Here is a 23198-nt window from a genome sequence, read left to right on the forward strand (position 1 = left end):
TCTTCGATCTTACGCATAGAAGCGGTAATCCTTCTCGATCTGCAGGCCGAGCGAATTGTTTGCCTGGATGATGGACTGGATGAATTCGTGCAGGCCGCCCTGGAAGATGGTCTCGATATCGGTGGAGGTCAGCCGGTTCAGCGTTTCGGCACAGATCTCCATGCACGGGCGGGACTCGTCATATTCCGCTTCGAGATAACCGAGATTGCGCGCAATGTTCAGGTAACAGAAGGCGATCGACCGCGGCAGGCGCCGGTCGAGGATCAGGAATTCGGCAATCGTGCGCGGCCCGGAATCCTTGTTCAGCCAGGCAAAGCTACGCTCTGCTGCCGCTGACCGCAGGATCGCCTCCCACTGATAATTGTCGATCGACGTTCCGACCATCGAGACCGATGGCAGCAGGACATAGTATTTCACGTCGAGGATGCGGGCGACATTGTCACTGCGCTCCAGAAAGGTACCGATCCGGCAGAAATTGAAGATGTCGTTGCGCAGCATCGTGCCGTGCAGGGCGCCGCGCACCTGCGCGCTCTGCTGGCGGATCAGTTCCAGCACATTGGGCAGCTCGGTCTCGCGCACGGGCCGGGCCAGCGCGTCCTTGAGCTTCATCCAGGTGTCGTTGACGGCCTCCCAGACTTCACGGGTCAGCGCGACGCGTACCATCCGCGCATTCGAACGGGCCGCCTCGACCACGGACATCACGCTGGACGGATTGGCCTTGTCCCGCAGCAGGAAGTCGATCACCGACTGGCGGTCCACAGCGTCGTGGCGCTCATCATAGATCTGGCGGACATTGGCCGTTTCCAGAACCGACCCCCACTCGGCATTCTCCTCGGTGGTCCGCGTCATCATCATGCGCGAGCCCGCCTCGATCAGGCGCGCATTGTTGGCGCTGCGCTCAAGGTAGCGGCACATCCAGAACAGGCCGCCGGCTGTCTTTCCGAGCATCATGATTCAAGCACCCAGGTATCCTTGGTCCCGCCACCCTGGCTGGAATTGACCACGAGAGAGCCTTTCTTGAGGGCCACGCGTGTCAGCCCGCCGGGCGTGATGTCGACGCCTTTCGGCGAGACAAGCACGAAGGGCCTGAGGTCAACATGGCGCGGGGCAAGCCCCTTGGCCGTAAAGATCGGAACCGTCGACAGCGACAGGGTCGGCTGGGCGATATAGCCATCAGGCTTGGCCTGGAGCTTCTTTCGGAAATCGGCGATCTCCCGCTTGCTGGCGGCCGGGCCCACCAGCATGCCGTAGCCGCCCGAGCCGTGAACTTCCTTGACCACCAGATCTGCGAGATTGTCGAGGACATAGGCCAGCGAATCCGGCTCAGAGCATCGCCAGGTCGGCACGTTCGGGAGCTTGGCCTTCTCGCCGGTATAGAATTCGACGATGTCCGGCATGTAGGAATAGATCGCCTTGTCGTCGGCAATACCGGTTCCCGGCGCATTGGCGATGGTGATTCCGCCGGCCCTGTAGACGTCCAGGATACCGGGCACGCCGAGCATCGAGTCAGGCCGGAAATTGAGAGGGTCGAGGAAGTCGTCGTCGACACGGCGGTAGAGCACGTCGACCGGCGTATAGCCCTGCGTCGTGCGCATGGCGACGCGCCCGTCGACGACCCGCAGGTCATGGCCCTCGACCAGTTCCGCGCCCATCTCGTCGGCGAGGAAGGAATGCTCGAAATAGGCCGAGTTGTGGATACCCGGCGTCAGGACGGCGATGACCGGCCGGCCATTGCAGGCGGGCGGTGCACATGCTTCCAATGACCGGCGCAGACGTTTGGGATAGGTCGAGACCGGGCGGACCTTGTTCTTGATGAACAGCTCCGGAAACATCTCGAACATCGTCTCGCGGTTTTCCAGCATGTAGGAAACGCCTGACGGTGTGCGCGCATTGTCTTCGAGCACATAGAACTCGTTCTCACCGGTGCGCACGATGTCGGTCCCGACGATGTGGGTATAGATGCTGCCCGGCGGCTCGACGCCGATCATCTTTGGCAGGTAGGCTTCATTCTCGCTGATCATGTGGCGCGGCACGCGCCCTGCCCGGACGATTTCCTGGCGATGATAGATGTCATGCAGGAAGGCGTTCAGGGCCCGCACGCGCTGCTCGATGCCTTCCGACAAGGATTGCCATTCGCGCGCTGACAGGATGTGGGGAACAATGTCAAACGGGATGAGGCGCTCATTGGCTTCCTCACGACCGTAGACATTGAAGGTGATCCCGGTCCGGCGAAAGGCATGCTCGGCGTCGCGCGCCTTGCGTTTCAGCCGCTTCGTGTCCTCCCCGTCAAACCAGTTGCAGTAATGAAGATAGGGTTCGCGCGGCGTGTCGCCGTGACCGAACATCTCATCGAAAGGCTCTGATTCATCTGACATGGAATGACGCGCTTGGCTGCTCCTTTCTCAACACTGGTTCAATCGTGCCGTCCGACCAGCCACTAGGCAAAAAATGTTTCCTGAATCGCGCTGATCTCTCTTCTAAGTGCCCAAAAAATAGGCTGATTTCAAGCGATCTCTCCAAACGCGCCGGTTAACCCGGTTTATGTTCAACCCCGTCTGGACGGCTGGCTTGCCAGATGGCAGCGCAGGCTGCTTCGAAGCCCGGGAGCCCTTGCGCCCGGGCCTTGCGGACGGCTGCCATGACATCGTCCAGCGTCCACGTTCTCGCAATCCCAGGCTGAACGGCACACCGCCCTTCCGGGGCCGCGATGACGATGTCCTCTCCCAGCACCAAAAGGACTGAGCCTGCCTCAGCAGCAGCTTGCCGGACGGCTTCTATCGGGTTGGGCGCGCCACGATCGATCTCCTTGAAGTCTCGCCGGAAGCCGTCTCCATCGAGCAGGCGGACCGCCAGAGAGTCGCCAGCCTTATCACCTGCCCCGCTCCAGATGTCCGGGCCATTCGTGCGAACGCTCTCATCGACGGGCACCCCGATCGCCTGGACCCGCACCGACCCGCAAAGACTGCGCCCTGGTATCAGCACATGGGCCGGCCTCAATGCCGCGAAGGTCACCGTCAGGTCCGCGCGAAAGCACGGGCCGAGCGGCCGCGCGCTCAGCCCGTCGAGGCCAGACGGCACATCCACCGACACGGTCGGACCACCCTGCCGCGACAGCGCCGCCGCGACGCCGGACAGCGGCCTTGAGAGCCCGCCACCGAACAAGGCGTCCAATGTCACCGATGCTGTGCCTGAAAGCCCCTCGTCGAGTGTCCCGACCGCCCCTCCCCACAAGGCGGCTGCCCGGGCCGGGTCGCCGCTAAGCGCATCGACCGGCTTCATCGAATAGACCCGGACCGCGCGGCCGAGATCCCGCAGGCGCGCGGCGGCGACAAATCCGTCGCCGCCATTGCCGCCCGGGCCGCAGAGGACGCGGACATCGCCGTCTGGAAAGCTGTCATGGAGGTGATCGGCCACGCCCTCACCGGCGATGCGCATCACATCGAAGCTGGCCGTTCCCGCATCGAAGACGCGCTGCTCGGCGGCATACATCTGCTGCGGCGTGATGATCGGCAGGGACATGCCGCCAGTCTAGCGGGTCATGCGCCGCCTGCCCATGGCTGGAGCGACAGGGTCAGGCCGCGACAGCGCCAACCTGTCTTGGCAGTTCGAGGACCGCGCCGCCGACTGACACGGCGAGCTGACGGCTGACGGCATTGAAGTCGGCATTGTCGGTGGTCAGCAGTTCCGGCGCGATCGTATTGAACCGCCACTCGATCGGCACCTTGCGGATCATCTCCTGCACCATGGGAAGATTGTACCCGCCCCCCGTCGGCAGGATATCGACGCGCACCTGGGCCCGCGCGCCCTGCGAGAGATAGCGTGCGAAATCGACCGCGAGTTCGAGCGACTTGTAGAAGGTTTCCTTCAGGCGGCCGGCAAAAGCCTGGACATGTTCATCGGCGAGGAACTCATCCAGCGTCATCTCGACGAACTGGTCGCCAGCCTCGGCAACAACGCGCCCCTCGGCAAACAGCGCTTCCTTCAGGCTGCGCTGGCGCGCCCGGATCATGGCGACGGCGCCGCGGGCTGCCGGATCGTCCGGCAGGAGGCCCGCCTTGTTCACAAGCAGGCGCCGCAGCTGCATGTCGAGAAAGTCGCCAGCCTGGCGCAGGACGCAGGCGCTGCCCTCAATCTCCGCGACGACATTATGGCCAGGCCGGCCGGTCACGAAGGCCGCGAAATCGGATGTGCCGCCGCCAATATCGGCGACCACGACAACCCGCCGCTCCCCCGGCCGCAGCGAAGCAGCCGCGACCGCCGTCGCTTCCGGAACGGTCGTAGTGCCGTGCTCTGAAATCTCGAAGATTTCCTTGTCCGGGAAATCGGATGTGTCGGGAATGGCGTCAAAGGCATCGTGGACGACGTCGTGGGCGAGGCCATCCTTGGCGAGCAGATCGTCGCCAAAGCGGTCGACCAGGATGAAGGCGTGGCGCACCAGCACGCGAAGGGTCTGTTCGCCCCAGTCGGCGCGCTCCTTGTCCCAGGCCGGACGGGCAATCCGGAAACGCGGCGGCCAATCAATCTTGCGCTCGCGCGCAGCATCTTCGGCCCGGCGCAGCAGATAGGCGAGGTAAAGCGTGATCAGGCGGCGGGCCGAATAGGAATTGGTCGGGTCGATCTCAGGCGGCAGCTTGTCGTCAAGCTCATCGAGCGCATGGGTGCTGAGATACTGCTTCGGCGACATGAACGGGGCACGCCCGCGGCGCTCACCCCGCCGGGCGGCTGACTCGGCGCTCGCGCCAAAACGCACCGTGTCGGAATCAACGAAGAGCAGCGACGGCAGCAGGAAAGGATTTGCCGAGATATCCCGGCCGATGGGCAGGCCATGGATATCCTGGGCCATCAGGTCCTCCGACAATTCGGACGCGACAATGGACACTTTCGAATAGGCGGTGCCAAAGTCGATACAGCCGATACGCGTGATATCGCGCTTCTGAAACAGTCTTTGAATCCAGCTCTTCGCCAAGAGGGTCCTCCTCAGTCGGCGGGACTTGCCAGGCCCCGCAGCACAATGAGTGTCTGGTCTCGCGCAGTATGCTTAACGACTGGTTGCTTCAGGACGATTGCGGGCTCGCCCTCGTCAATTTCTTCAAAACAATCAAAGTGAACCGCATCGAAATCGACTTCCTCGCCGCGCTCGAAAACCGTCTCCAGCCCGCGCTTGCGGGCCGCCTGACGGATATTCTGGAAGATGCTGTCGACGTTGAGGGCCAGCTGCTTGGCCGCATTCTTCTGGCTGTCGTCGATGACCCGTTCCAGGGCAGTCATGCGGCCCCCGAAAGCGGCGATATCCTGCAAGGCCATGGCGAGGGCTTCCTCACTGTCGCTCCAGGCCGCATCGCTGAGATCGGTCTCTCCTGAGGGCGGCGACGGCGGCGTCGAAGGCTTTGTCTCTTCAGCCTTGGCCGGCGCTTTGCCTTTTGCCGCCTTGCCGCTGAAAAAGGCCCGGATGGCATCGGCGTCGGGGCCGGCACGCTCTCGCACGCCAGAGAGGAGCGCATTCAGGGCGCCGAGCTTCATGCCATCGCGCGGGATGTCCATCGGAAAGCCGTCCGCCATGAACGCCCAGCCTTCATCGGTCAGCGTGTGCACGAAGGGTTTCTTGCTTGTCCTGATCAGCCCGAGGCCGGCCAGCTTCTTGCGGTGCGCGGGCGTCATCTTGATCTGGAAGCGCCCGGAGAGGTCGGCATTCTCCTTCAGCGACCCGCCAGACGCCATCAGGGCGACGAGTACCCCTCGCTCTACCGGTGTCAGATCTGCCAAATCCCGGCCCTCATCAGCTCTTCCTGGTCGAGAGGCCTACCTTAGCGAGCGAGTCGGGCAAAGGTCGATACTGATTGTCCGTACCGATCAACCGCGCTGACGGGCCAACTCACCCTCAAGCAGGTCCTTGATATGGATCGGATAGCGCTGGGGCCGCACACCAGTTGCATGCCAGACGGCATTGGCAATCGCACCCACGGTGCCGGTAATTCCGATTTCGCCAACGCCCTTGATGCCGAGCGCATTGGCGTGCGGGTCATGCTCCTCGACCAGGATCGACTCCACCGACGGCACATCGGCAAGCACGGGGACATGGTAGCCGGCCAGGTCATTATTGATCGGACGGCCCGACCGCAGGTCGTGAATGCCTTCCTCGTGCAATGCGAAGCTGAGGCCCCAGATCATGCCGCCATTGAGCTGGCTCTTGGCAAGCCGCGGATTGATGATCCGGCCAGCCGCGAACGCGCCGACAAGCCGGCTGACGCGGACCTGGTAGAGATCGGGATCGATCTTGACCTCCGCGAAGACCGCGCCGTGCGAATACATGGCATATTGCTCGGCCGCCGATTTCTCACGGCGCCCGCGCCCCTGCCCCTGGACCTCTGCCACACCGGCCCGGGTCAGGATCTCGGCATAGGTTTCGCCGCGCGCCGGATCGTCGATCCGGTGCAGGCGTCCACCACTCGCCCTGACACCTTCATTGCCAGCCCCATAAAGCGGCGACTCCGGATCATTCATGGCGATCTCGGCCACCTGCCGGACCGCATCGCTGCCAGCGGCAAACAGCGCGCCGCCTGCCGACGCGGTGTGCGCCGAGCCGCCAGCGACGCTGCCATCGGGAAGGCCGGAATGGCCGATCTCGAACTCGATCTCATCGGCCGGCATGCCAAGACCATCGGCGGCCATTTGGGCGAGCGCCGTCCAGGCCCCCTGCCCCATATCGGCGCCGGATGTCTGTGCGGCGACGCTGCCATCGCTGCGGATGACGGCGCTGGCCTTGGCCGGGAAGAATGGCGCGTGGAAAAGAGCGGTGCCGACGCCCCAGCCGGTCAGGTATCCGTCCGCGTCACGCATCTGGCCGGGCTCGAGCGGGCGGTCTTTCCAGCCGAAACGGGCCGCGCCCTCGGCATAACATTCGCGCAGCGCCTTGGCCGAAAAGGGCTTACCCGTTCCCGGATCGGTCTCGGCATAGTTGAGCAGGCGGAAATCGAGCGGGTCCTGCTTCATCCGGTAGGCCGCCGCATCGATCGCGACTTCCAGCGCAGCCGTGCCGCTCGCCAGGCCCGGTGCACGCACCGCGCCCGGCGTTCCCGTATCGACGCGCAGGCCGGTATGAGACACCTTGATGGCCGGGCTCGCATAAATGCTGAGCGAGGCATTGGCGGCAGATTCAAGCCAGTCGTCGAAGCTGCTGGTTGACGACAGGGAATGATGATCCAGCGCCAGGATGCGGCCTTCCTCGTCGAGATCGATCCGGACCGTCTGGCGCGTGGCGCTGCGATGCTGGACCGGGCCGAACATCTGGTCGCGGCGCAGGACGAGCTTGACCGGCCGGCCCACTTCTCGCGCGGCCAGCATCGCCAGGTATTGAGGCCCGAAGACAACGGCTTTCGAGCCAAACCCGCCGCCAAGATAGGGCGAGCGCAAGGTGACGTTCTCCGGGTCGATGCCGAGATAGGTCGCGATCCCGGCCCGCGCGAGCCCGATTGCCTGGTTCGGCATGTCAATGGTCAGCTTGTCGCCATCCCATTGGGCGATGATGACATGCGGCTCCATCGCATTGTGGTACTGCAGCGGGGTATCGACGGTGACTTCGACCGTGTGCGCGGCCCTTTGCCTTTCGGCCTCTAGGTCACCGACCTGCCGGGCTGGCGGGTTCCCCGTCGTGACGTATTCCGGGTCGTAGGTTTCACCGTTCTCAAAACCGATACGGGCCGGCTCCTCTTCGTATTCCGGCGCCAGCAGTCGGGTACCCTCTGTTGCAGCCTCCAGCGTTTCAGCCAGGACGAGCGCAATCGGCTGGCCGGCATAGCGCACGCGATTGTTCTGCAGGACTTCCATGCGCGCGCTGAACGGCATCGGCTTCTCATCCGGCGAAACGGCGAGTGAAGGCGCGTTCTCCGGCGTCATCACATGGACAACACCCGGATGGGCCAGTGCTGCTTCGGTGTTGAGCGAAACGACCTTGCCCCGCGCGATACCGCTTTCAAGATAGACCGCATGCAGCAGGCCTTCGGGCTTGTTGTCGGCGGCGTAATTGGCCTTCCCGGTGACCTTGGCAACGCCTTCGCGGCGCGTCATGGACTGGCCGGAATTGGAGCCGAGGCGGACGTGTCCCGCCGGTGCGATGGGTGTATCAGCCATTCTTACCTCCCTGCCGCCTGCGCGGAGAACACAGACCCCGGCAGGGCCGGTATCGTCTGAGGCGTTCCGGCCAGCGCCTGTTCGATGGCGCGATGTACAAGCCGCTTTGCGAGTTCGATCTTGTAGGCGTTGTCGCCTGAGGGCGAAGCATCCGCCAGTGCCGCCTCTGCTGCCGAACCGATCAGCTCAGGCGAAGGCGCCTTGCCTTTCAGGGCCGCTTCTGCCGAGCGGGCCCGCCACGGGCGAGCGGCGACGCCGCCTATCGCAATCCGGATCTCCTGCACGACACCGTCGCTGATATCGGCCATGGCCGCGGCAGAGACGATAGCGAAAGCATAGGAGGTGCGGTCACGCAGCTTGATATACCGGGCATGTCCGGCAAAGCGCGCAGCGCCTGCGGGCAAGGTCACGGCGGTGACAAGTTCGCCGGGGCGGATGTCGGCACCGCCCGGCGCGTCTTCGGTTGGCAGCGCGTAGAACTCTTCGACGGAGACGCTGCGGGGGCCGTCCGGGCCTTCAAGCTCGACACCGGCCTCGAGCGCGGCCAGCGCGACGCAGAAATCCGACGGATGCGTCGCGATACACTGGTTTGTCCAGCCAAGTACGGCGTGCTTGCTCGTCTCCCCGCCAATCGCATCACATCCGGCGCCCGGCTGGCGGCGATTGCAGCGGCTCTGCTGGTCGTAGAAATAGAGACAGCGGGTCTGCTGCATCAGATTGCCGCCGACCGTTGCAGCATTCCTCAGCTGGGCCGACGCGCCCGAAAGCAGCGCTTCGGCCACTGCCGGATACGCCTTCGCAAAGGCGGTATTGCGCGCGAGATCCGAATTGCGGACCAGCGCCCCGATGCGCACGCTGCCATCCTGCAGGGTCTCGATCTCGCCAAGGCCCGGCAGGCGGGAGATATCGACAAGCACATCCGGCTTTCGCGCGCCCACCTTCATCAGGTCGAGCAGATTGGTGCCGCCAGCCAGATAGGCCGCGCCCGGTTCGGCGCCAGCGGCGACTGCGTCGGCAATGGATGAGGGGCGTTTATAGTCGAACAGGTTCATGGCTTACCCTCACTCCTTGCCCGACAGGCGGGTCTGCGCGTCGAGCAGCGCTTCGGTGATGCCGGCATAGGCTGCGCACCGGCAGATATTGCCGCTCATGCCCTCGCGCAGCTGCTCGGGGTCATTCGCCGTCCCGTTTTCGCTGAACAGGCCGATCGCGCTCATGATCTGTCCCGGCGTGCAATAGCCGCACTGGAAACCGTCATTCTCGATAAAGGCCGCCTGGACCGGGTGGAGCGTGTCGCCATCGGCAACGCCCTCGATCGTGGTGATATCGGCGCCGTCATGACTCATCGCGAGCGCAAGGCAGCTATTGATCCGCCGGCCATCCACAAGAACCGTACAGGCCCCGCACTGTCCCCTGTCGCATCCCTTTTTCGTTCCCGTCAGCCCGACCCTTTCGCGAAGCACATCCAGCAAGGTTGGCCGTGCATCCTCCAGCTCGATGTCGTGTTTCGTTCCGTTGATGGTCAGGGTGAGGGTTTGGGTCATGGGCACTCCATGAAGGTGATGGGCTGTGCAGATAAGGCTGGCGAGCGCTCAGGCAAGTGCGGTGGGCCGAATTCCTTTTTGGCATGGTTCAGGCCAGGCCATCGAGTATGACAGGGTAAACCAAGCCTCGCGCATCCGTGCCCGTCTGGCCAGACCTGCCGCGGCGTATGGGCAGACGACATATTGTCTAGCCCGAATGACTGAGGGCATCGGTGAGAACCTCGAGGGCCGCCGAATCCTTTCGCCGCTGCGGGTAGTAAAGGAAGTAGCCCGGAAATGGCGGGCACCAGTCGTCAAGCAAAGTGACAAGCCTGCCATCAGCCAGCGCCCGGCTGACGAGGCCCTCCGGAACATGGCCGATGCCATAGCCCTCCAGGGCCGCGTCGACGACATGCTCGATCGCATTGAAGCTCAACTGGCCATCGACGCGTACGCGGACCTCGCGGCCGGCCTTGCCGAACGTCCAGACCGGCAATCCGCCCGAGGCAGGCGGGCGCAGTCTGATGCAGGCATGCCCGGTCAGGTCCTGCGGCTTTTTCGGGGCCTTTCGCCCTTCAAGATAGGCGGGCGCAGCCACGGCCAGCATGCGGAAATCCGGACTGATGCGGACAGCGAGAGTCTCTTCATCGATCCGTTCGCCGGGGCTTACCCAGGCATCGACCGGCGCGCCAGCACCATCGGCCGAGCTATCTTCGCTGACGACTTCCACCTGAACGTCGGGGTAGTCCCTGAGCACCGGCGCAAGCTTCGGCCAGAGAATGGCCGCCTCGGCGTAACGGGACGCGCGGATCCGGATTGTCCCGGCCGGCCGGTCTTTCCGTTCCAGGATGCGCGCGAGGTCGGCTTCCATCTCGCCAAGATGCGGCTCGAGGCGTTCGAGCATCTGTTGGCCAAGCCGGGTGGGCGTGACCTTGCGAGTCGTGCGGTGGAGCAGCTGGACGCCGAGACGCTCTTCCAGGCCGCGCACCGAGTGGCTCAGCGCCGATTGCGACACACCGATCTGCGTTGCCGCTCGGGTAAAGCTGCTTTCGCGCGCGACCATGATGAAGGACATCAGGTCGACAATGTTTTCCCTCAGCATTGATAAACTGTTCTCATGAGCCCCCGCACTTTATCCCATACTACTCTTGAATGATCGGGTTTCCAAACGTCTATTCGCCCGCCCCCGTCGGGAAATCACGGCGGACTGCGTCGTCAGGGGACGCATTCCAATCTCTGCAGGTGCGTTCTATGACAGCGCGTGATGGATAGAGACGGGATCGAAATCGCCCTGGACGCCCTCGACTGGCCCGCGCTTGTCCGGCCTGGATCGCTGGTTGTCTGGGGACAGGGCTGCGCCGAGCCGAACGGGCTGACGGCGGCTCTCATGGACGCGCGCCATGCGGTTGGGCCGTTTCGCGCTTTCGCCGGGATCAGCTATGGCCCCAGCGTGTCGCCCGGTTTCACGGACGCGGTCAGCTATCTCTCCTATTGCGGCACCGGGCAGAACCGGACGCTCGGGCGCGCGCTCGACATCCTCCCGGTGCACTATTCACGTCTGGCCCGGACCCTGGAGCAGATCGGCGCAGGCGAGCTTGTCCTGATGATCCGTCTCGCCCCGGGCGCCGACGCGGACCATTTCAGCTTTGGCGCCGGCGCAGACTATACAGCAGACCTTCTGAGAACCGCCCGTCTTGTCATTGCCGAAGTCAGCTCTCAGACACCGACGACCGGCACCGGGCGGGAGATCCGGCGCAGCGACATCGACATCATCGTGCGCACCGACACCCCCTGCCTCGTCCTGCCCACGGTCGAAATGGGCGATATTGAAACCCGAATTGCCAGGCATGTGGCCGGTCTCGTGCACGATGGCGCGACGATCCAGATCGGCCTCGGCACCTTGCCGCAGGCCATCCTCGACGCGCTACATGGCCACAAGGATCTTGGCGTCCATTCCGGGCTGGTTACCCAGGGCATTGCCGACCTGATGGACGCCGGCGTGATCACCAATGCGCGCAAGTCCTTCGACCGCAGCACCACCGTCGCCGGCCTGCTCGCCGGCGGCGAGCCCTTGATGCAATGGGCGAACGGCAACCCGCGCCTGTCGATGCGGCCCAGCACTTATACGCACGCTGCCGATATCCTGGCCGGCATCGACAATTTCACCGCAATCAACAGCGCGATTGAGGTCGACCTGACAGGTCAGGTCAACGCAGAGGTCGCTGGCGGGCGGTATGTCGGCGCGGTCGGCGGGGCTGTCGATTTCATGCGTGGGGCAAGGGCATCGCGCGGCGGCGCCGGGATCATCGCGCTGCCCTCAACAGCGCGCGGGCGCAGCCGGATCGTGAACAGGGTGTCCGGGCCGGTGACGACTTCGCGGGCCGATGTCGGCTTCGTGGTAACCGAACACGGCATCGCCGACCTTCGCTTCGCAACGCTCACCGAACGCCGCGACCGCCTGCTTGCCATCGCCGCACCGGAGCATCAGGCCGCCCTTGCCGATGGCGACGCAACCTGACGCGTCAGATATTGACGCGCTTGAAGACGAAATTCGGCGTCATCCTGATGGCCAGCATGATCCACCGCCAGAACCACGGCGCGTAGACGATCGGCCCGCCCTTTTCGAGCGCGCGTTCAATCGAAACCGCCACGCCATCCGGCTTGGCCCAGAGCGGGCCGCCCTTGTCCAGATGATCGGTCATGGGTGTGTCGACAAAGCCGAGCTTCACGTTCACAGCCCGCAACTCTTTCGACATTGCATCCCATTTGTGGGCGAGGCCCTGCATGAAGACTGACAGGCCTGCCTTGGCAGCGCCGTAGACATAGTTCGACCGCCGGCCCCGGTCCCCTGCGACCGACGAGATGGTCAGCACGACCCCCTGCTCACGCGCCTCCATCAGCTGCGCCGCCGGCAGGATCCAGTCGACCGCCGAATTGAAGTTGATTTGCAGGATATCGCGGGCATGCGCCGGATCGGTTTCGGCGCGGGCCTGGTCGCCGATGATACCGTAAAACACGAGCAAGCCGTCTATCGGACCACCTGTCTGCGCAATCTCCTCGAGAATTGCGGCCTGACCGGTTTCCTGCGCCAGGTCGAGCGCGTGGCTGGACGCGATCTCGGCGCCTCTCACTCGCAGGTCGTCCTCGATCTCCTGCAGGGCGCTGCTGTTGCGTGCCAGGAGGGTGAGCTTGTGCCCCTTTGTGGCGAGCCGCCGGGCCGTGGCGACGGCAATCGCCGAGGTCGCGCCGAGAATGACATAATGCTTGGGCATGGAGGCTGTACTCATGATTGGCTGACCCGTTGCCAGAAGCTTGAGGAAATGGCCGGATCGCGAAGCGCTTCCACGCGCTGCCAGTCGGGATAGCCCGATTGGAACATGTCGGCGGAAATCCGGCCATCCTTGGCCGGGTAGAGCCGGCCGCCAGCGGCGCTGACGATCTTGTCGAGATTGGTCATGAGCTGCAGGGTCTTCTGTCCCTTGTTCTGGAAATCGAGCGCGAGCGTAACGCCCTCCCTCGGGAATGAAAGCCATCCTCGTCCCTCGATGGGACCAAGGGTCTTGAGGACAGCCAGCATCGACCCTTGTCCGGATTCGGCGATCAATGTCAGCATTTCCCGCGTGGCCTCTTTCGCCGTCGAGAACGGGATGACCGACTGGTACTGGAAGAAGCCGCGTTTGCCGTAGAGGCGGTTCCAGTTCTTGATCGCATCAAGGACATGAAAGTGAGCGGTGTAAGGCACCTTCGAGCGGCCCGCCTTCGAGAGCTGGCGCCATCTGTACAGGGAATTGAACGTCTTGAGCGTCAGCGGATTCAAGGCGAAGCCCGGCGCCGTGAAGGGGACATTCAGCATTCCGGTCCTGTGCGGCTCCAGCACGCCGTCGGACGACCAGTTTCCACCTGTGAACACGCCCCGGCCGAGTTCATCTTTCCGGGCCGTGCAGTCGACCCAGGCCACGGTGTGCTCGAATTTCGGGGTGTTCTCCTCCATCACCTCAAAGAAATGATCGAGGGATTTAATCGCGAAGATTTCCTGCTCGATGTTTGACGATGCGATCCTGACCAGCTGGATCTCGCCCCAGGTGATAATGCCCGTCATGCCCAGCCCGCCAACGGTTGCCCGGAACAGCTCGGGCTCGGAGTCGGGTGTAACTGTCACCTCGCCGCGATCGGAGCGGAGCAGACCGAAAGCCCGGACATTCTCGCCAAAAGAGCCGGCAACATGGTGGTTCTTGCCATGGACATCATTGGCAACCGCCCCGCCCAGCGTCACGAAACGCGTGCCCGGCGTCGTATGCGGAAAGAAGCCGTACGGCACGGTCACCCGCATGATCTCGCCAAGGCTTACGCCGGCCTCGGCTCTCAAGATGCCGGTGTCGCGGTCGAAGGCGATGAAGCGGTCGAGGCCGCGCGTCTCAAGGATCACATTGCCGGGCGAGAGGCAGCTGTCGCCATATGAGCGGCCAAGACCATGCGCGAGCAGTGTTTTGTCCATCCCGGCGGCCGCGTCGAAGACATCGCCCACCCCGTCGCGCCGCGCCGGCGCCGCTACGAAGTGCGGCTCCCGGGTGACACCGCCCCATGACCGGATCGCCTTTGTTTCCTTCAGGGTCATGGCACGTCCAGGAAGACAGCGCCCGCAAAGCAAAGGGCCAGCAGCAGGCCGAGGCCGAGACTGATCCGGTCGCGAACAGCGAAGGAAACCGGGTCATCATGCAGTTCACCGCGATGGGCGAGCAGCCAGATCCGCATCAGCCAGAACCCGATGAGGACCGGGACAGCCCAGAGCAGGCCCTGGAAGACATATATGTCCGACTTGAAGGCGCTTTCGGCCAGGAACAGCACCATGATCACAATCGATGCCGCCGCGGTCGACAAGCCGATGCCGAGCGTCAGCGGGGCATCTTCGGCGTAATAGCCACGCCCACGGACCTGCTGGCCGGGCGCCGTCGACGCGACTTCGACATGGCGCTTGGCCATCGACAGCGAGAAGAAGAAGAATACCGAAAATGTCAGCAGCCATTCCGACAAGGGCTGGCTGATGATGAACGCTCCCAGCGCTACCCGCCAGCTGAACAGCGCCGCCAGAACGCTGACATCCAGCATCGGAACGCGTTTGAGACCGAAGGAGTAGGACAGCGACAGGCCGAGATAGGTGAGCAATCCGATGCCGAAGGGGACGGAGACATAAAGGGCTGCCGCCAGTGCACCGGCAATCATCAGCGGTGCCGCTATCAATCCGTGCAGGACAAACAGGTCACCTGCGGCCAGCGGGCGATTGCGTTTGGTGCGGTGACGCCGGTCTGCCGACAGGTCCAGCAGGTCGTTGAGAAGATAGGTTCCGGAGGCGGCCATCCCCATCAGAAAAAAGCCGAGAATCGCAAGCCCCCATGCATCCGGATTCATGAACTGGCCGGACAGGAAGAGCGGCGCAAACAGCAGGAAGTTCTTGGACCATTGGTGAAGCCGCAGCGCCTTCAGCCAGACACCGAGCGGGTTCTGCCGCTTGTTCTCGAAGGTCTGCTCGACGGGCTTTCCAAAGGAGCGCGCCTTTTTCTGGATCGCTTTCGAAGCGCCAGCGAAGACAATGCCGCCAGCCTCTTCCCAGATCGCAAGGTCCGCCTTGCTGTCTCCGGCATAGACAAAGCCGTCCGGGAACGTCTCGAGCAGGAAGTCGCGCTTCTTCCGCCCCTTGAGGTTCACGCTATCCGATGACCCGTAGGCGCCGTCGAGCAGCTCCCTGTAGCGTTTGAATATTTCGTCCGCGACCGACTGCGTCGCCGCCGTGACGAGGTAGATGCTGCGGCCCCTCGCCTTTTCGGAGCGGAGGAAGGGCAGAAGGTCGGCACGCTCGGGAAGCGCATGAATGTCCACCTCGGCAGTCTCATGGATGAAGCGCTTGAACGCCGCACGCCCGCTCAACAGGGTAAGCAGGCCGCCCGAGGTCCTCAATGGCTTGCGAAGGACCGCATTGGCAAAGCCTTCGGCCAGGGTGTCCGTCACAAGGAGCGTTCCGTCCAGATCGACAATGAGCGGCAAGTGTTTCGACATGGGCGTCCTGCTCATACGTCCTTCTTGGCCCGCGGCCCGAAGGTGAAATACCGGTGCCCCAGATAGCTTGTCAGCACAGGCGAAGCGACACCGGCCGCATGGGCTATGTCTTCAGGGCGCCATGTCCATCCGATGGCCGGCAGCAGGTAATCGGCAAGTCCGATTGTGACGAGCCAGACCTGGACAAGCGCGACGACGTTCACAAGGGCAAACCGGGTAAATTCGCTGGAAACGCGGCGTCCGCTTTTCTGAAACACAAGTATTCGGAACAGCGTATAAGCGACTGCCATACCGATCAGGTAGGCGACGACAATTGCAATCTCGAGCGACATGTAGGCCGACAGCACCATGCGCGAGAGCCAGTTGCACAGAGCAGCAAAACCACCGGTCAGCAAGAAGTAAAGGAACTCCCGGCTCACCATGGCCGCTCTACCTGTCCTTTTTCGACATCATCGACACGCGCATTTGAATAACGGAGTATCACTTGAAAGAACGCCCCCAAATCACCGGTTCTCGATTTCGCTTTGTGGCGGACCTGACCGGTCTGACGCAAACAGCAGTTGATTGATCGGAAAAACGACAGCTTTTCCTCTGTACGCGTATTGGCCGGGTGCTTGTCGGCCGCAATGATTTCGAGGTCCGCAGACTGCTTCAGGGACGGAATGAGGTTCTGCCCAACCAGGCCTGCAGCTCCAGAAACAAACACTTTCGGCACGTCGAGCGTCCTAACATTCTGATGGTGAAACCAGCGGCTGCGAGATGCTGTCCAAACCTGTTGCCCGATGACGTGTCAAGGGCGCGGCTCGTCCATCGGCGTCATGGAAAACAGCTAGCCTGTATTTCGCGCCTCATCGCCCAAACGGCGGCCGCTCGCGCTCCCCTGACCGCCCGTTCCGCATGGCGCCAGAGCTCACTGGCCTGCGGGCACCTTGGTAATCGACAGAAGCGTGACCGCGAGATTGCGATGATCGTCGCTGCCGAACTGGCCGGGCGACAGTGTCCCGTCAGCCTCAAGCGACAGGACGCTTGTCCGCGGCAGCTGGAGATCGGGCGTCACCTCGATTTCGACGGACGCGTAGATCTTGCCGAATCTGAAGGTGTGCGAGAACACGTCTTCGCCGCCGATGCGGCCGACCAGCCTGCGCGTATAAGACTCGTTTGGCAGGTAGGCCGCGAAGTCCAGGACGATCCTGTCGCCGAGTTCGAGCTCATCGAATGGGAGCAGCAGTTCGGCATGCTCGCTGTCCATCCAGACGCCATCCGAACCGACTGTCGAAAACCCGTCGATCGCCAGGACATCCAGCAGCATCGTGTCCTCGATCCTTTCCGGCGTGAAGCGTCCCGAGAGGACGTAATCGTCCCGCTCGGCCTTGTAGACCCCGGTCGTCTGATAGGATGCGATCAGATTGAGCGGATTGCGGATATGGTCGAATGTCGGCGTGACGCCGCTGTCATTGCGGGCAAGGAAGAACACGTCGCCATTCTCGAATGCCGTTTCGATATCCTGCGCCGAGCAGATGTTCCGCCGTCCGTACAGGACGTGCCATTCATCCCGCATCAGGCAGATATCCCCGGCATTGGCGCGGTCGTAGAGGTTCACGATCATCGCCCCCTCCTGCCAGAAGCGCAGCTCCAGCGGGATGAGCACCGCTTTCGGCCCGGCTGTCGCCTCCAGCATGGCCGGCGCGATGCCAGGATCGTGGATCACCTCACGGATCCGGTTCGTGTCGCCCGTGGAAAACGTGCCGAGATAGACCGAGACCGCACCGAGAAGCAGTGCCCCCCTGAAGAGCAGATGGCTGATCGGAATCGCGCGGAGCACAATGAAAACCAGAGCCGCAAGCCCAGACGCAATCGCGCCGTAATACCAGTAGCCGATGTAGTATTCGTGCAGGTTGTCGATCTTCGCGGTTGCGTAATAGGCCAGTGCGAGGGTGAAGGCAGCAAGGACCCAGATGGCATCGACCAGCGCGCTGAAATCCTGCCGCCGCCCCGTTCCGGCGGTCCCCGGCACGTCGGACGCATCTCCGGTCGCCGCGGTGTGATCCACCTGCCCCGCGCGCAGGCGCACGGCAAGGACGATTGCGGCGATCACCGCCAGGACCGGGATCAAGAGCGCCCAGCCGGTTTTCCAGTAATGGGCCGTGTAATAGAGGCCTTCGGCCAGCGAGTTGCTCTCACGGTCCGAAAATTCCGCATACCGCATGATTTCCGGCGGCATGACGGTGAGATTATGCACGGCGAACGGAAAGACGAACGCCGTAAAGATCACCGCGCACCAGACAAGGTGTGACCGTTTCAGATCGAAGGCGAACGGCGTTTTGCTGGCGAATTTGTAGACGAGGCGAAGCGCGACCAGCACGGCGATAAGCGGGACGAGTGCCAGATTGCTCGCATGACCGTGCACGAGCGCCCCGCCCGCAAGGCAGAAGCCGATCAGCGCAAAGCCGGATCCGTTGAGCACGGCCCAGGCGCTGACCCCCAGTAGGAAAGCACACACCAAAAAAAGGTTGGGCGGCCAGACGGTGGAGACGACATCCAGCGTCATGTGCAGGCAGGCAATCGAGACACAGACCGCAACGATCGCCGCCACCAGGTGCTCGCGGTCTACACCTCTCAGGGTCCGGACCGAAAGGATGAAAAACACAGAAGCGTATATGGCGGTGCCGATATTCTGGGCGACCGGCGCCGACGTGACCTTGAGAAGATCGTGGAAGATGACCTCACCAAGGGTCATCAAATAGATGAAGAACGGGCCGGGGTGAACGAAACCGACGCGCGAATAATGACCGTGCCAGACCACGCCAGACTTGGCCTGGTCGATCAGGATCGAATTGGCCGCCCGGTCCGAGATGGGCACAAGGTCCGCACCGAGCGGAAGCACGAAAAGGACAGGCGCGATGATCAGCAGGAAAAGCAGACAATACAGCGCCTTATCCACCCAGAACGAGGCCTGTTCCGTTCGCATCGTTTCGGTTGTCACCGTCGTGTCCTCACCTGCGGTCTGTTGGGAAAATGCTCATCGGTCCCGCCGCGAACGGCGCTGAAACATGTGCGATTACTCCTAGTGTACAGGCTGCGCACGCGCAATCCGTCAGGCCGGCTGAAAAGCTGCCCCTGCTTCGCCTGCCTCAAAGCTCTAGCCCGCGGGCAAATCGAAAAGGCCTTGCCTGCCCGCGCCCATCCAATACCCTGCGAGCGACGACGGGGGATGATCCATGAAAATGTACATCAAGAGCGTGATGGTCGACGATCAGGGCAAGGCGCTGGCCTTCTACACCGAAAAGCTCGGATTCGCGGTCAAGCACGACATACCCATGGGTGAATTCCGCTGGCTGACCCTTGTATCGAAGGAAGAGCCTGATGGCGTCGAGCTTGCGCTGGAGCCAAATGTCCACAAGGCGGCGCGAACCTTCCAGGACGCGATCTATGCTGACGGGATGCCTTACACGGCGTTCAGCGTAGACGATTTGGACGCCGAAGTGGAGCGGCTACAGTCGCTCGGCGTCGAATTCCGGCAACTGCCGACGGATGCGGGCGGTGTAAAAATCGCCGTCCTGGATGACACATGCGGTAATTTCATCCAGCTCATCCAGCTCAACGGCTAGCCCGAGCCCGACGGACAGTCGGGACGCGAAAGGCTGGTGCTCATGGAGGCTGCGACGCAGCTGGTCGAGGAAACCCCTTTCCTGTCCAGCCTGCAGTAAATGGTACGCCCAACAGGATTCGAACCTGTGACCTACTGATTAAAAGTCAGTTGCTCTACCAACTGAGCTATGGGCGCGCCGAGCCGGTTACCTAGCCGGGTGCGCCGTGGAGGTCAACGCAGCTTTGACGGCGAATTGCAGGTCATGTGGCGCCTTTATTTCGCCCGCTTGATGCGCTCAAATATTAACCATGAAGGCAGTTGTAGCGTTTACGATATCCTGCGCCGCACTTCTTGCGGCCTGCGCGAGCCACGAAACGGGCGCTGCGGCCAATCGCGCCGTCAGCGAAACGCGCTCGGGCGCCACGACAGCCGCCATGACCCCGCTGCGCGATCTCAACCTGCAACGCGAACCGATTCCCGCCATCCTGCAGGAAATCGAGAACCCGTATGACATTCCCGCTGACATCTCCTGCCTCGAGATCTCCCAGCAGGTTGCCGCACTGAACGAAGTGCTGGGCCCGGACTGGGATGCCCTGCCGCAACATGAAGCCGATCCGACCGTTTCCGATTACGCCGCCGATGAGGCCTCCGAGGAAGTCCTTGACATCATCGCCGACGAAGCCGGCGCCATCATTCCCTATCGCAGCTGGGTGCGCCGCCTCAGCGGGGCCAAGGCCTACCAGAAGAAAGTCAGCCAGGCCGAAAAACGCGGCAGCCACCGGCGCACCTACCTGAAGGCGCTGGGCTTCATGAAGGGCTGCGAGGGCATTGCCGCACCCTATCGCGAACCTTCAGACGAAGCGCTTTCCGTCGAGCCCGCCCCGCCGCCGGTCGACTTCGTCGATACCACCCCGCCCCAATACCGGCCGGCCAGCGCCGATGCGTCTGCGCCGGTGACCCCGAATACGGGCATGAGCCTCGAAGAGACCTATGACTGGCCCGAGGAATGGCCCGATGACAAATGGTCGGAGAGCCCGGCCGAAGCGGAAGAGGCTAGTCCTGCTTCGGACGCGACTTCGTCGCCGCCCAGCGATGGCTGAGATGGGCGCGCAGCGCCTCGAACCGGTTCTCTGAAATCGCCAGCCGGATCTCCGCCATCAGCGCCTGAAAGAAGGCGGTGTTGTGCCAGGAGAGGATCATCGGCGCGAGGTACTCGCCGGCCTTGATGAGGTGGTGCAGATAGGCGCGCGAATAGTCCTGGCTTGCTGGGCAGTCGACCGCCGCATCGATGGGGGATGTGTCTTCGGCGAACTGCGCATTCTTGAGGTTGATGGGGCCGTCCCAGGTCCAGGCCTGGCCATGGCGCCCGGCCCGCGTCGGCAGAACACAGTCGAACATGTCGATGCCGCGCGCAACGCTCTCAACAAGGTCGATCGGCTTGCCGACGCCCATGACATAGCGCGGCTTGTCGTCCGGCAGGTGCGGTACCGTCATGTCGATGGTCCGGCACATCTGGTCATGGCCTTCGCCGACGGCCAGACCGCCGAGCGCGATCCCGCCAAAGCCCTGTGACACGACCCCCTTCGCAGACCGCTCGCGCAGATCCTCGAAATTCGAGCCCTGGATAATGCCGAACAGGGTCTGGCCCTCGCGCTGGCCGAACGCCCCGAGGCTCTTGCCGCCCCAGTCGAGCGACAGCTCGAGCGAGCGCAAGGCTTCTTCATGGCTGCACGGAAAATCGGTGCACTCATCGAGCTGCATGGAGATGTCCGCGCCGAGCAGGTCAGCCTGGATCTCGATGCTGCGTGCGGGCGTCAGGCGGTGCTCGGAGCCGTCAATATGGCTGCGGAAGGTCACGCCGTCCTTGTCCATCTTCCTGAGCTGCGACAGCGACCAGACCTGGAAGCCGCCACTGTCGGTCAGCATCGGGCCGGACCAGCCGGAGAAGGCGTGCAGCCCGCCGAGCCGCTTTACCCGCTCGGCGCCGGGGCGCAGCATCAGGTGATAGGTATTGCCGAGGATGATATCGGCGCCGGCCTGCTTGACCTGGTCCATATAGAGCGCCTTGACCGTCCCGGCAGTGCCGACCGGCATGAAGGCGGGCGTGCGGATATCCCCGCGTGCTGTCTTCAGCACACCGGTCCGCGCCGCCCCCTCGCGGGCCTTGATCTCGAATGGGAAAGTCGCCATGCGAGGGCATGTGGCTCAACCGCAGGGGGCTGGCAAGCCTTCAATCGCGGCTGGCATGACGTCCATGACGGACAGGAGGTGAATCCGAATTGCTCGATCAGGCCGGCTTTCTCCGCCATGTCCGCGCCGTGCCAACCAATGTGGCCCTTCTGGAGCGGCTGCCCGCGCTCGGCCTGCCGGATTGCTACCTCGCAGCGGGCTGCCTGTTCCAGCCCGTCTGGAACCATCGCTCGGGCAACCCGCCAGGTTGGGGCATCAGCGATTTCGACATCTTCTATTTCGATGCGTCCGATGTGTCCTGGGAGGCCGAGGACGAGGTCATCCAGCGCGCGGCGCAGCACTTCTCTGACCTTGATGCGACGATTGAAATCCGTAACCAGGCGCGGGTCCATCTCTGGTATGAGCAGAAATTCGGCCGACCCATCGCGCCCCTCACTTCGTCACGGGACGGGATTGAGGGCTTCCTTGTCGCCTGCACCTGCATCGGCATCAATGTCGACACTGGAGACATCCACGCGCCGGACGGCCTGCAGGACCTCTGGAACGGTATCCTGCGCCCCAATCCGAAGACGGCGGACGATCCGCTCTTCCTGAAAAAGGCCGAGAGTTACAAGGCGCGCTGGCCCTGGCTGACCATCCAGAACAACACCTGATCAGGGCAGCAGCAGGCAGGCATCGCCATAGGAATAGAACCGGTATTCCTGCCTGATTGCATGCGCATAGGCCGCCTGCATCACATCCGTCCCCATCAGTGCGCAGACCAGCATGAAGAGCGAGCTTTCCGGCAGGTGGAAATTGGTGACCAGCGCATCCGTCGCCTGGAGCCTGTCGCCGGGCTTCAGGAAGATGTCCGTCGGCCCAACCGTCGGCACAATAAGCCCGCCCGCGACCGAGCTTTCCAGCGTACGTAGCGCTGTCGTGCCGACCGGGACGATACGCTTGCCTGCCTCGCGGACCGCGTTCAGCCGTTCGGCCACTTCCGGGCTGACGCGCCGCCATTCTTCATGCAGCTTGCCGCTTTCCAGCTGGCTTTCCTTGAGCGGCGAGAAGGTGCCGAGGCCGACATGCAGGCGCACCGTCTCGTTCAATATGCCGACCGCGGCCAGTTCCTCGCGCAGGCGCGGGGTGAAGTGCAGGCCGGCCGTGGGCGCGGCAACCGACTGGGCATCCTCTCCGGCAAAGCTGGTCTGGTAGGTCTCCCGGTCCTTGCCATCAGCCGCCCGGCGCCGGGCGATATAGGGCGGCAATGGCATTGCGCCGAAGGCATCGAGCGCGAGATCCAGCGCCTCGCCTTCCACGTTGAAATCAAGCGTGATTTCGCCGGTCTCCGCCTTGCTGGTGAGCGCCGCCTCGAAGCCCTCTCCGAAAATGATCCGGTCACCCGGCTTCAGCCGTTTGCCCGGCCGCGCCAGGGCGCGCCATTCGGACGGCCCGGCCCGCTCGACGAGATTCGCGTCAACGGCGATATCCGACCCCGATGAATCGCGTGCAAGGCGAGTGCCCTTCAGGGCTGCCGGGATGACGCGTGTATCGTTGAAGACCAGCGTGTCGCCGGCCGCGAGATAGCGCGGCAAGTCCCGCACGCCCGCATCCTCCAGCCGGCCATCGCCGTGCACGACCAGCAGGCGCGCAGCATCCTGCGGCTCAGCCGGCCGCAGCGCGATCAGCGCTTCGGGAAGATCGAATGCGTAAGCCGTCAGGTCCAAGGCAGGTAGCGC

At 63.2% G+C, this 23198-nt stretch carries 21 protein-coding genes and 1 tRNA gene; 4 read left to right on the plus strand and 18 right to left on the minus strand.

From position 1 onward, the window contains the following. Positions 1–9: 9 nt before the first annotated feature. From D1223_RS13435 to D1223_RS13475, 9 genes are all read right to left on the minus strand, one after another. The gene (locus D1223_RS13435; protein ID WP_119377147.1) at positions 10–948 is read right to left on the minus strand and encodes an alpha-E domain-containing protein; all 939 of its coding nucleotides are present in this window, start codon (positions 946–948) and stop codon (positions 10–12) included. Then, positions 948–2375, minus strand: coding sequence for a circularly permuted type 2 ATP-grasp protein (locus tag D1223_RS13440; RefSeq protein ID WP_119376924.1), 1428 nt, complete (start codon positions 2373–2375; stop codon positions 948–950). Before D1223_RS13440 ends, D1223_RS13435 begins: the two co-directional genes overlap by 1 nt. Positions 2376–2529: 154 nt before the next feature. Further along, positions 2530–3519: an NAD(P)H-hydrate epimerase gene (locus D1223_RS13445; protein ID WP_119376925.1), complete on the minus strand. Its 990-nt coding sequence runs from the start codon at positions 3517–3519 to the stop codon at positions 2530–2532. 52 nt (positions 3520–3571) lie between these two features. Further along, positions 3572–4966: an acetate and sugar kinases/Hsc70/actin family protein gene (locus tag D1223_RS13450; protein WP_119376926.1), complete on the minus strand. Its 1395-nt coding sequence runs from the start codon at positions 4964–4966 to the stop codon at positions 3572–3574. An 11-nt stretch (positions 4967–4977) separates the two neighbouring features. Then, complete coding sequence (locus D1223_RS13455) at positions 4978–5763, minus strand: hypothetical protein (protein ID WP_119376927.1); 786 nt, start codon at positions 5761–5763, stop codon at positions 4978–4980. A gap of 87 nt (positions 5764–5850) precedes the next feature. After that, entirely contained in the window at positions 5851–8127 is a 2277-nt protein-coding gene (locus D1223_RS13460; RefSeq protein ID WP_119376928.1) for a xanthine dehydrogenase family protein molybdopterin-binding subunit, read from the minus strand. 2 nt (positions 8128–8129) lie between these two features. Next, entirely contained in the window at positions 8130–9179 is a 1050-nt protein-coding gene (locus D1223_RS13465; RefSeq protein ID WP_119376929.1) for an FAD binding domain-containing protein, read from the minus strand. A 9-nt stretch (positions 9180–9188) separates the two neighbouring features. After that, a complete protein-coding gene (locus tag D1223_RS13470) occupies positions 9189–9671 on the minus strand; it encodes a (2Fe-2S)-binding protein (protein WP_119376930.1) in 483 nt (160 codons plus the stop codon). 187 nt (positions 9672–9858) lie between these two features. Then, positions 9859–10752 (minus strand): LysR family transcriptional regulator, encoded by an 894-nt coding sequence (locus tag D1223_RS13475; RefSeq protein WP_119376931.1) that lies wholly within the window; start codon positions 10750–10752, stop codon positions 9859–9861. A 162-nt stretch (positions 10753–10914) separates the two neighbouring features. Here D1223_RS13475 and D1223_RS13480 point away from each other — a divergent pair, with 162 nt between their 5' ends. Next, a complete protein-coding gene (locus D1223_RS13480) occupies positions 10915–12168 on the plus strand; it encodes an acetyl-CoA hydrolase/transferase family protein (protein WP_119376932.1) in 1254 nt (417 codons plus the stop codon). Positions 12169–12172: 4 nt separating this feature from the next. Here D1223_RS13480 and D1223_RS13485 read toward each other — a convergent pair whose 3' ends face one another. The 6 genes from D1223_RS13485 to D1223_RS13510 all read right to left on the minus strand — a co-directional run bounded on the left by D1223_RS13485 (position 12173) and on the right by D1223_RS13510 (position 18684). Further along, complete coding sequence (locus tag D1223_RS13485) at positions 12173–12937, minus strand: SDR family NAD(P)-dependent oxidoreductase (RefSeq protein WP_119376933.1); 765 nt, start codon at positions 12935–12937, stop codon at positions 12173–12175. Beyond that, positions 12934–14265, minus strand: a complete 1332-nt coding sequence (locus tag D1223_RS13490) for an FAD-binding protein (RefSeq protein WP_119376934.1) — start codon at positions 14263–14265, stop codon at positions 12934–12936. Before D1223_RS13490 ends, D1223_RS13485 begins: the two co-directional genes overlap by 4 nt. Further along, complete coding sequence (locus D1223_RS13495) at positions 14262–15716, minus strand: UbiA family prenyltransferase (protein ID WP_119376935.1); 1455 nt, start codon at positions 15714–15716, stop codon at positions 14262–14264. The genes D1223_RS13490 and D1223_RS13495 overlap by 4 nt, the downstream gene beginning before the upstream one ends. After that, positions 15713–16123 (minus strand): GtrA family protein, encoded by a 411-nt coding sequence (locus D1223_RS13500; protein ID WP_119376936.1) that lies wholly within the window; start codon positions 16121–16123, stop codon positions 15713–15715. Before D1223_RS13500 ends, D1223_RS13495 begins: the two co-directional genes overlap by 4 nt. Continuing rightward, positions 16117–16416, minus strand: coding sequence for a hypothetical protein (locus tag D1223_RS13505; protein WP_147372821.1), 300 nt, complete (start codon positions 16414–16416; stop codon positions 16117–16119). Before D1223_RS13505 ends, D1223_RS13500 begins: the two co-directional genes overlap by 7 nt. Before the next feature lie 195 nt (positions 16417–16611). After that, positions 16612–18684 (minus strand): hypothetical protein, encoded by a 2073-nt coding sequence (locus D1223_RS13510; RefSeq protein WP_119376938.1) that lies wholly within the window; start codon positions 18682–18684, stop codon positions 16612–16614. Positions 18685–18919: 235 nt separating this feature from the next. On the opposite strand from D1223_RS13510, the gene D1223_RS13515 reads away from it, so the two are divergent. Further along, entirely contained in the window at positions 18920–19309 is a 390-nt protein-coding gene (locus D1223_RS13515) for a VOC family protein (protein WP_119376939.1), read from the plus strand. Between the two features lie 100 nt (positions 19310–19409). Here D1223_RS13515 and D1223_RS13520 read toward each other — a convergent pair. After that, positions 19410–19485: transfer RNA gene (locus D1223_RS13520), tRNA-Lys, on the minus strand. Between the two features lie 113 nt (positions 19486–19598). Between D1223_RS13520 and D1223_RS13525 the strand changes: the two genes are divergently transcribed. Beyond that, on the plus strand, positions 19599–20390 hold the full coding sequence (locus D1223_RS13525) for a hypothetical protein (RefSeq protein WP_119376940.1): 792 nt from the start codon (positions 19599–19601) through the stop codon (positions 20388–20390). Here the strand turns inward: D1223_RS13525 and tgt are convergent. Next, positions 20344–21480 carry a tRNA guanosine(34) transglycosylase Tgt gene (gene tgt, locus D1223_RS13530; protein WP_119376941.1) on the minus strand — a complete coding sequence of 379 codons (1137 nt, stop codon included), beginning with the start codon at positions 21478–21480 and terminating at the stop codon, positions 20344–20346. The genes D1223_RS13525 and tgt overlap by 47 nt on opposite strands. Positions 21481–21569: 89 nt before the next feature. Here tgt and D1223_RS13535 point away from each other — a divergent pair, with 89 nt between their 5' ends. After that, positions 21570–22133 (plus strand): nucleotidyltransferase family protein, encoded by a 564-nt coding sequence (locus D1223_RS13535; protein WP_119376942.1) that lies wholly within the window; start codon positions 21570–21572, stop codon positions 22131–22133. Here the strand turns inward: D1223_RS13535 and queA are convergent, their stop codons facing one another. Next, on the minus strand, positions 22134–23186 hold the full coding sequence (gene queA, locus D1223_RS13540) for a tRNA preQ1(34) S-adenosylmethionine ribosyltransferase-isomerase QueA (RefSeq protein ID WP_119376943.1): 1053 nt from the start codon (positions 23184–23186) through the stop codon (positions 22134–22136). Between the last annotated feature and the right edge of the window lie 12 nt (positions 23187–23198).

Source organism: Henriciella mobilis, from assembly GCF_003576285.1.
Taxonomy (GTDB): domain Bacteria; phylum Pseudomonadota; class Alphaproteobacteria; order Caulobacterales; family Hyphomonadaceae; genus Henriciella; species Henriciella mobilis.

Excerpts from the sequence above, each read along its gene's own strand:
- D1223_RS13460 (WP_119376928.1), bottom strand. The coding sequence starts at position 8,127 with ATGGCTGATACACCCATCGCACCGGCGGGACACGTCCGCCTCGGCTCC.
- D1223_RS13470 (WP_119376930.1), bottom strand. The coding sequence starts at position 9,671 with ATGACCCAAACCCTCACCCTGACCATCAACGGAACGAAACACGACATC.
- D1223_RS13440 (WP_119376924.1), bottom strand. The coding sequence starts at position 2,375 with ATGTCAGATGAATCAGAGCCTTTCGATGAGATGTTCGGTCACGGCGAC.
- D1223_RS13515 (WP_119376939.1), top strand. The coding sequence starts at position 18,920 with ATGAAAATGTACATCAAGAGCGTGATGGTCGACGATCAGGGCAAGGCG.
- D1223_RS13475 (WP_119376931.1), bottom strand. The coding sequence starts at position 10,752 with ATGCTGAGGGAAAACATTGTCGACCTGATGTCCTTCATCATGGTCGCG.
- D1223_RS13500 (WP_119376936.1), bottom strand. The coding sequence starts at position 16,123 with ATGGTGAGCCGGGAGTTCCTTTACTTCTTGCTGACCGGTGGTTTTGCT.
- D1223_RS13485 (WP_119376933.1), bottom strand. The coding sequence starts at position 12,937 with ATGAGTACAGCCTCCATGCCCAAGCATTATGTCATTCTCGGCGCGACC.
- D1223_RS13525 (WP_119376940.1), top strand. The coding sequence starts at position 19,599 with ATGAAGGCAGTTGTAGCGTTTACGATATCCTGCGCCGCACTTCTTGCG.
- D1223_RS13490 (WP_119376934.1), bottom strand. The coding sequence starts at position 14,265 with ATGACCCTGAAGGAAACAAAGGCGATCCGGTCATGGGGCGGTGTCACC.
- D1223_RS13465 (WP_119376929.1), bottom strand. The coding sequence starts at position 9,179 with ATGAACCTGTTCGACTATAAACGCCCCTCATCCATTGCCGACGCAGTC.
- tgt (WP_119376941.1), bottom strand. The coding sequence starts at position 21,480 with ATGGCGACTTTCCCATTCGAGATCAAGGCCCGCGAGGGGGCGGCGCGG.
- D1223_RS13480 (WP_119376932.1), top strand. The coding sequence starts at position 10,915 with ATGGATAGAGACGGGATCGAAATCGCCCTGGACGCCCTCGACTGGCCC.
- D1223_RS13435 (WP_119377147.1), bottom strand. The coding sequence starts at position 948 with ATGCTCGGAAAGACAGCCGGCGGCCTGTTCTGGATGTGCCGCTACCTT.
- D1223_RS13445 (WP_119376925.1), bottom strand. The coding sequence starts at position 3,519 with ATGTCCCTGCCGATCATCACGCCGCAGCAGATGTATGCCGCCGAGCAG.
- D1223_RS13495 (WP_119376935.1), bottom strand. The coding sequence starts at position 15,716 with ATGAGCAGGACGCCCATGTCGAAACACTTGCCGCTCATTGTCGATCTG.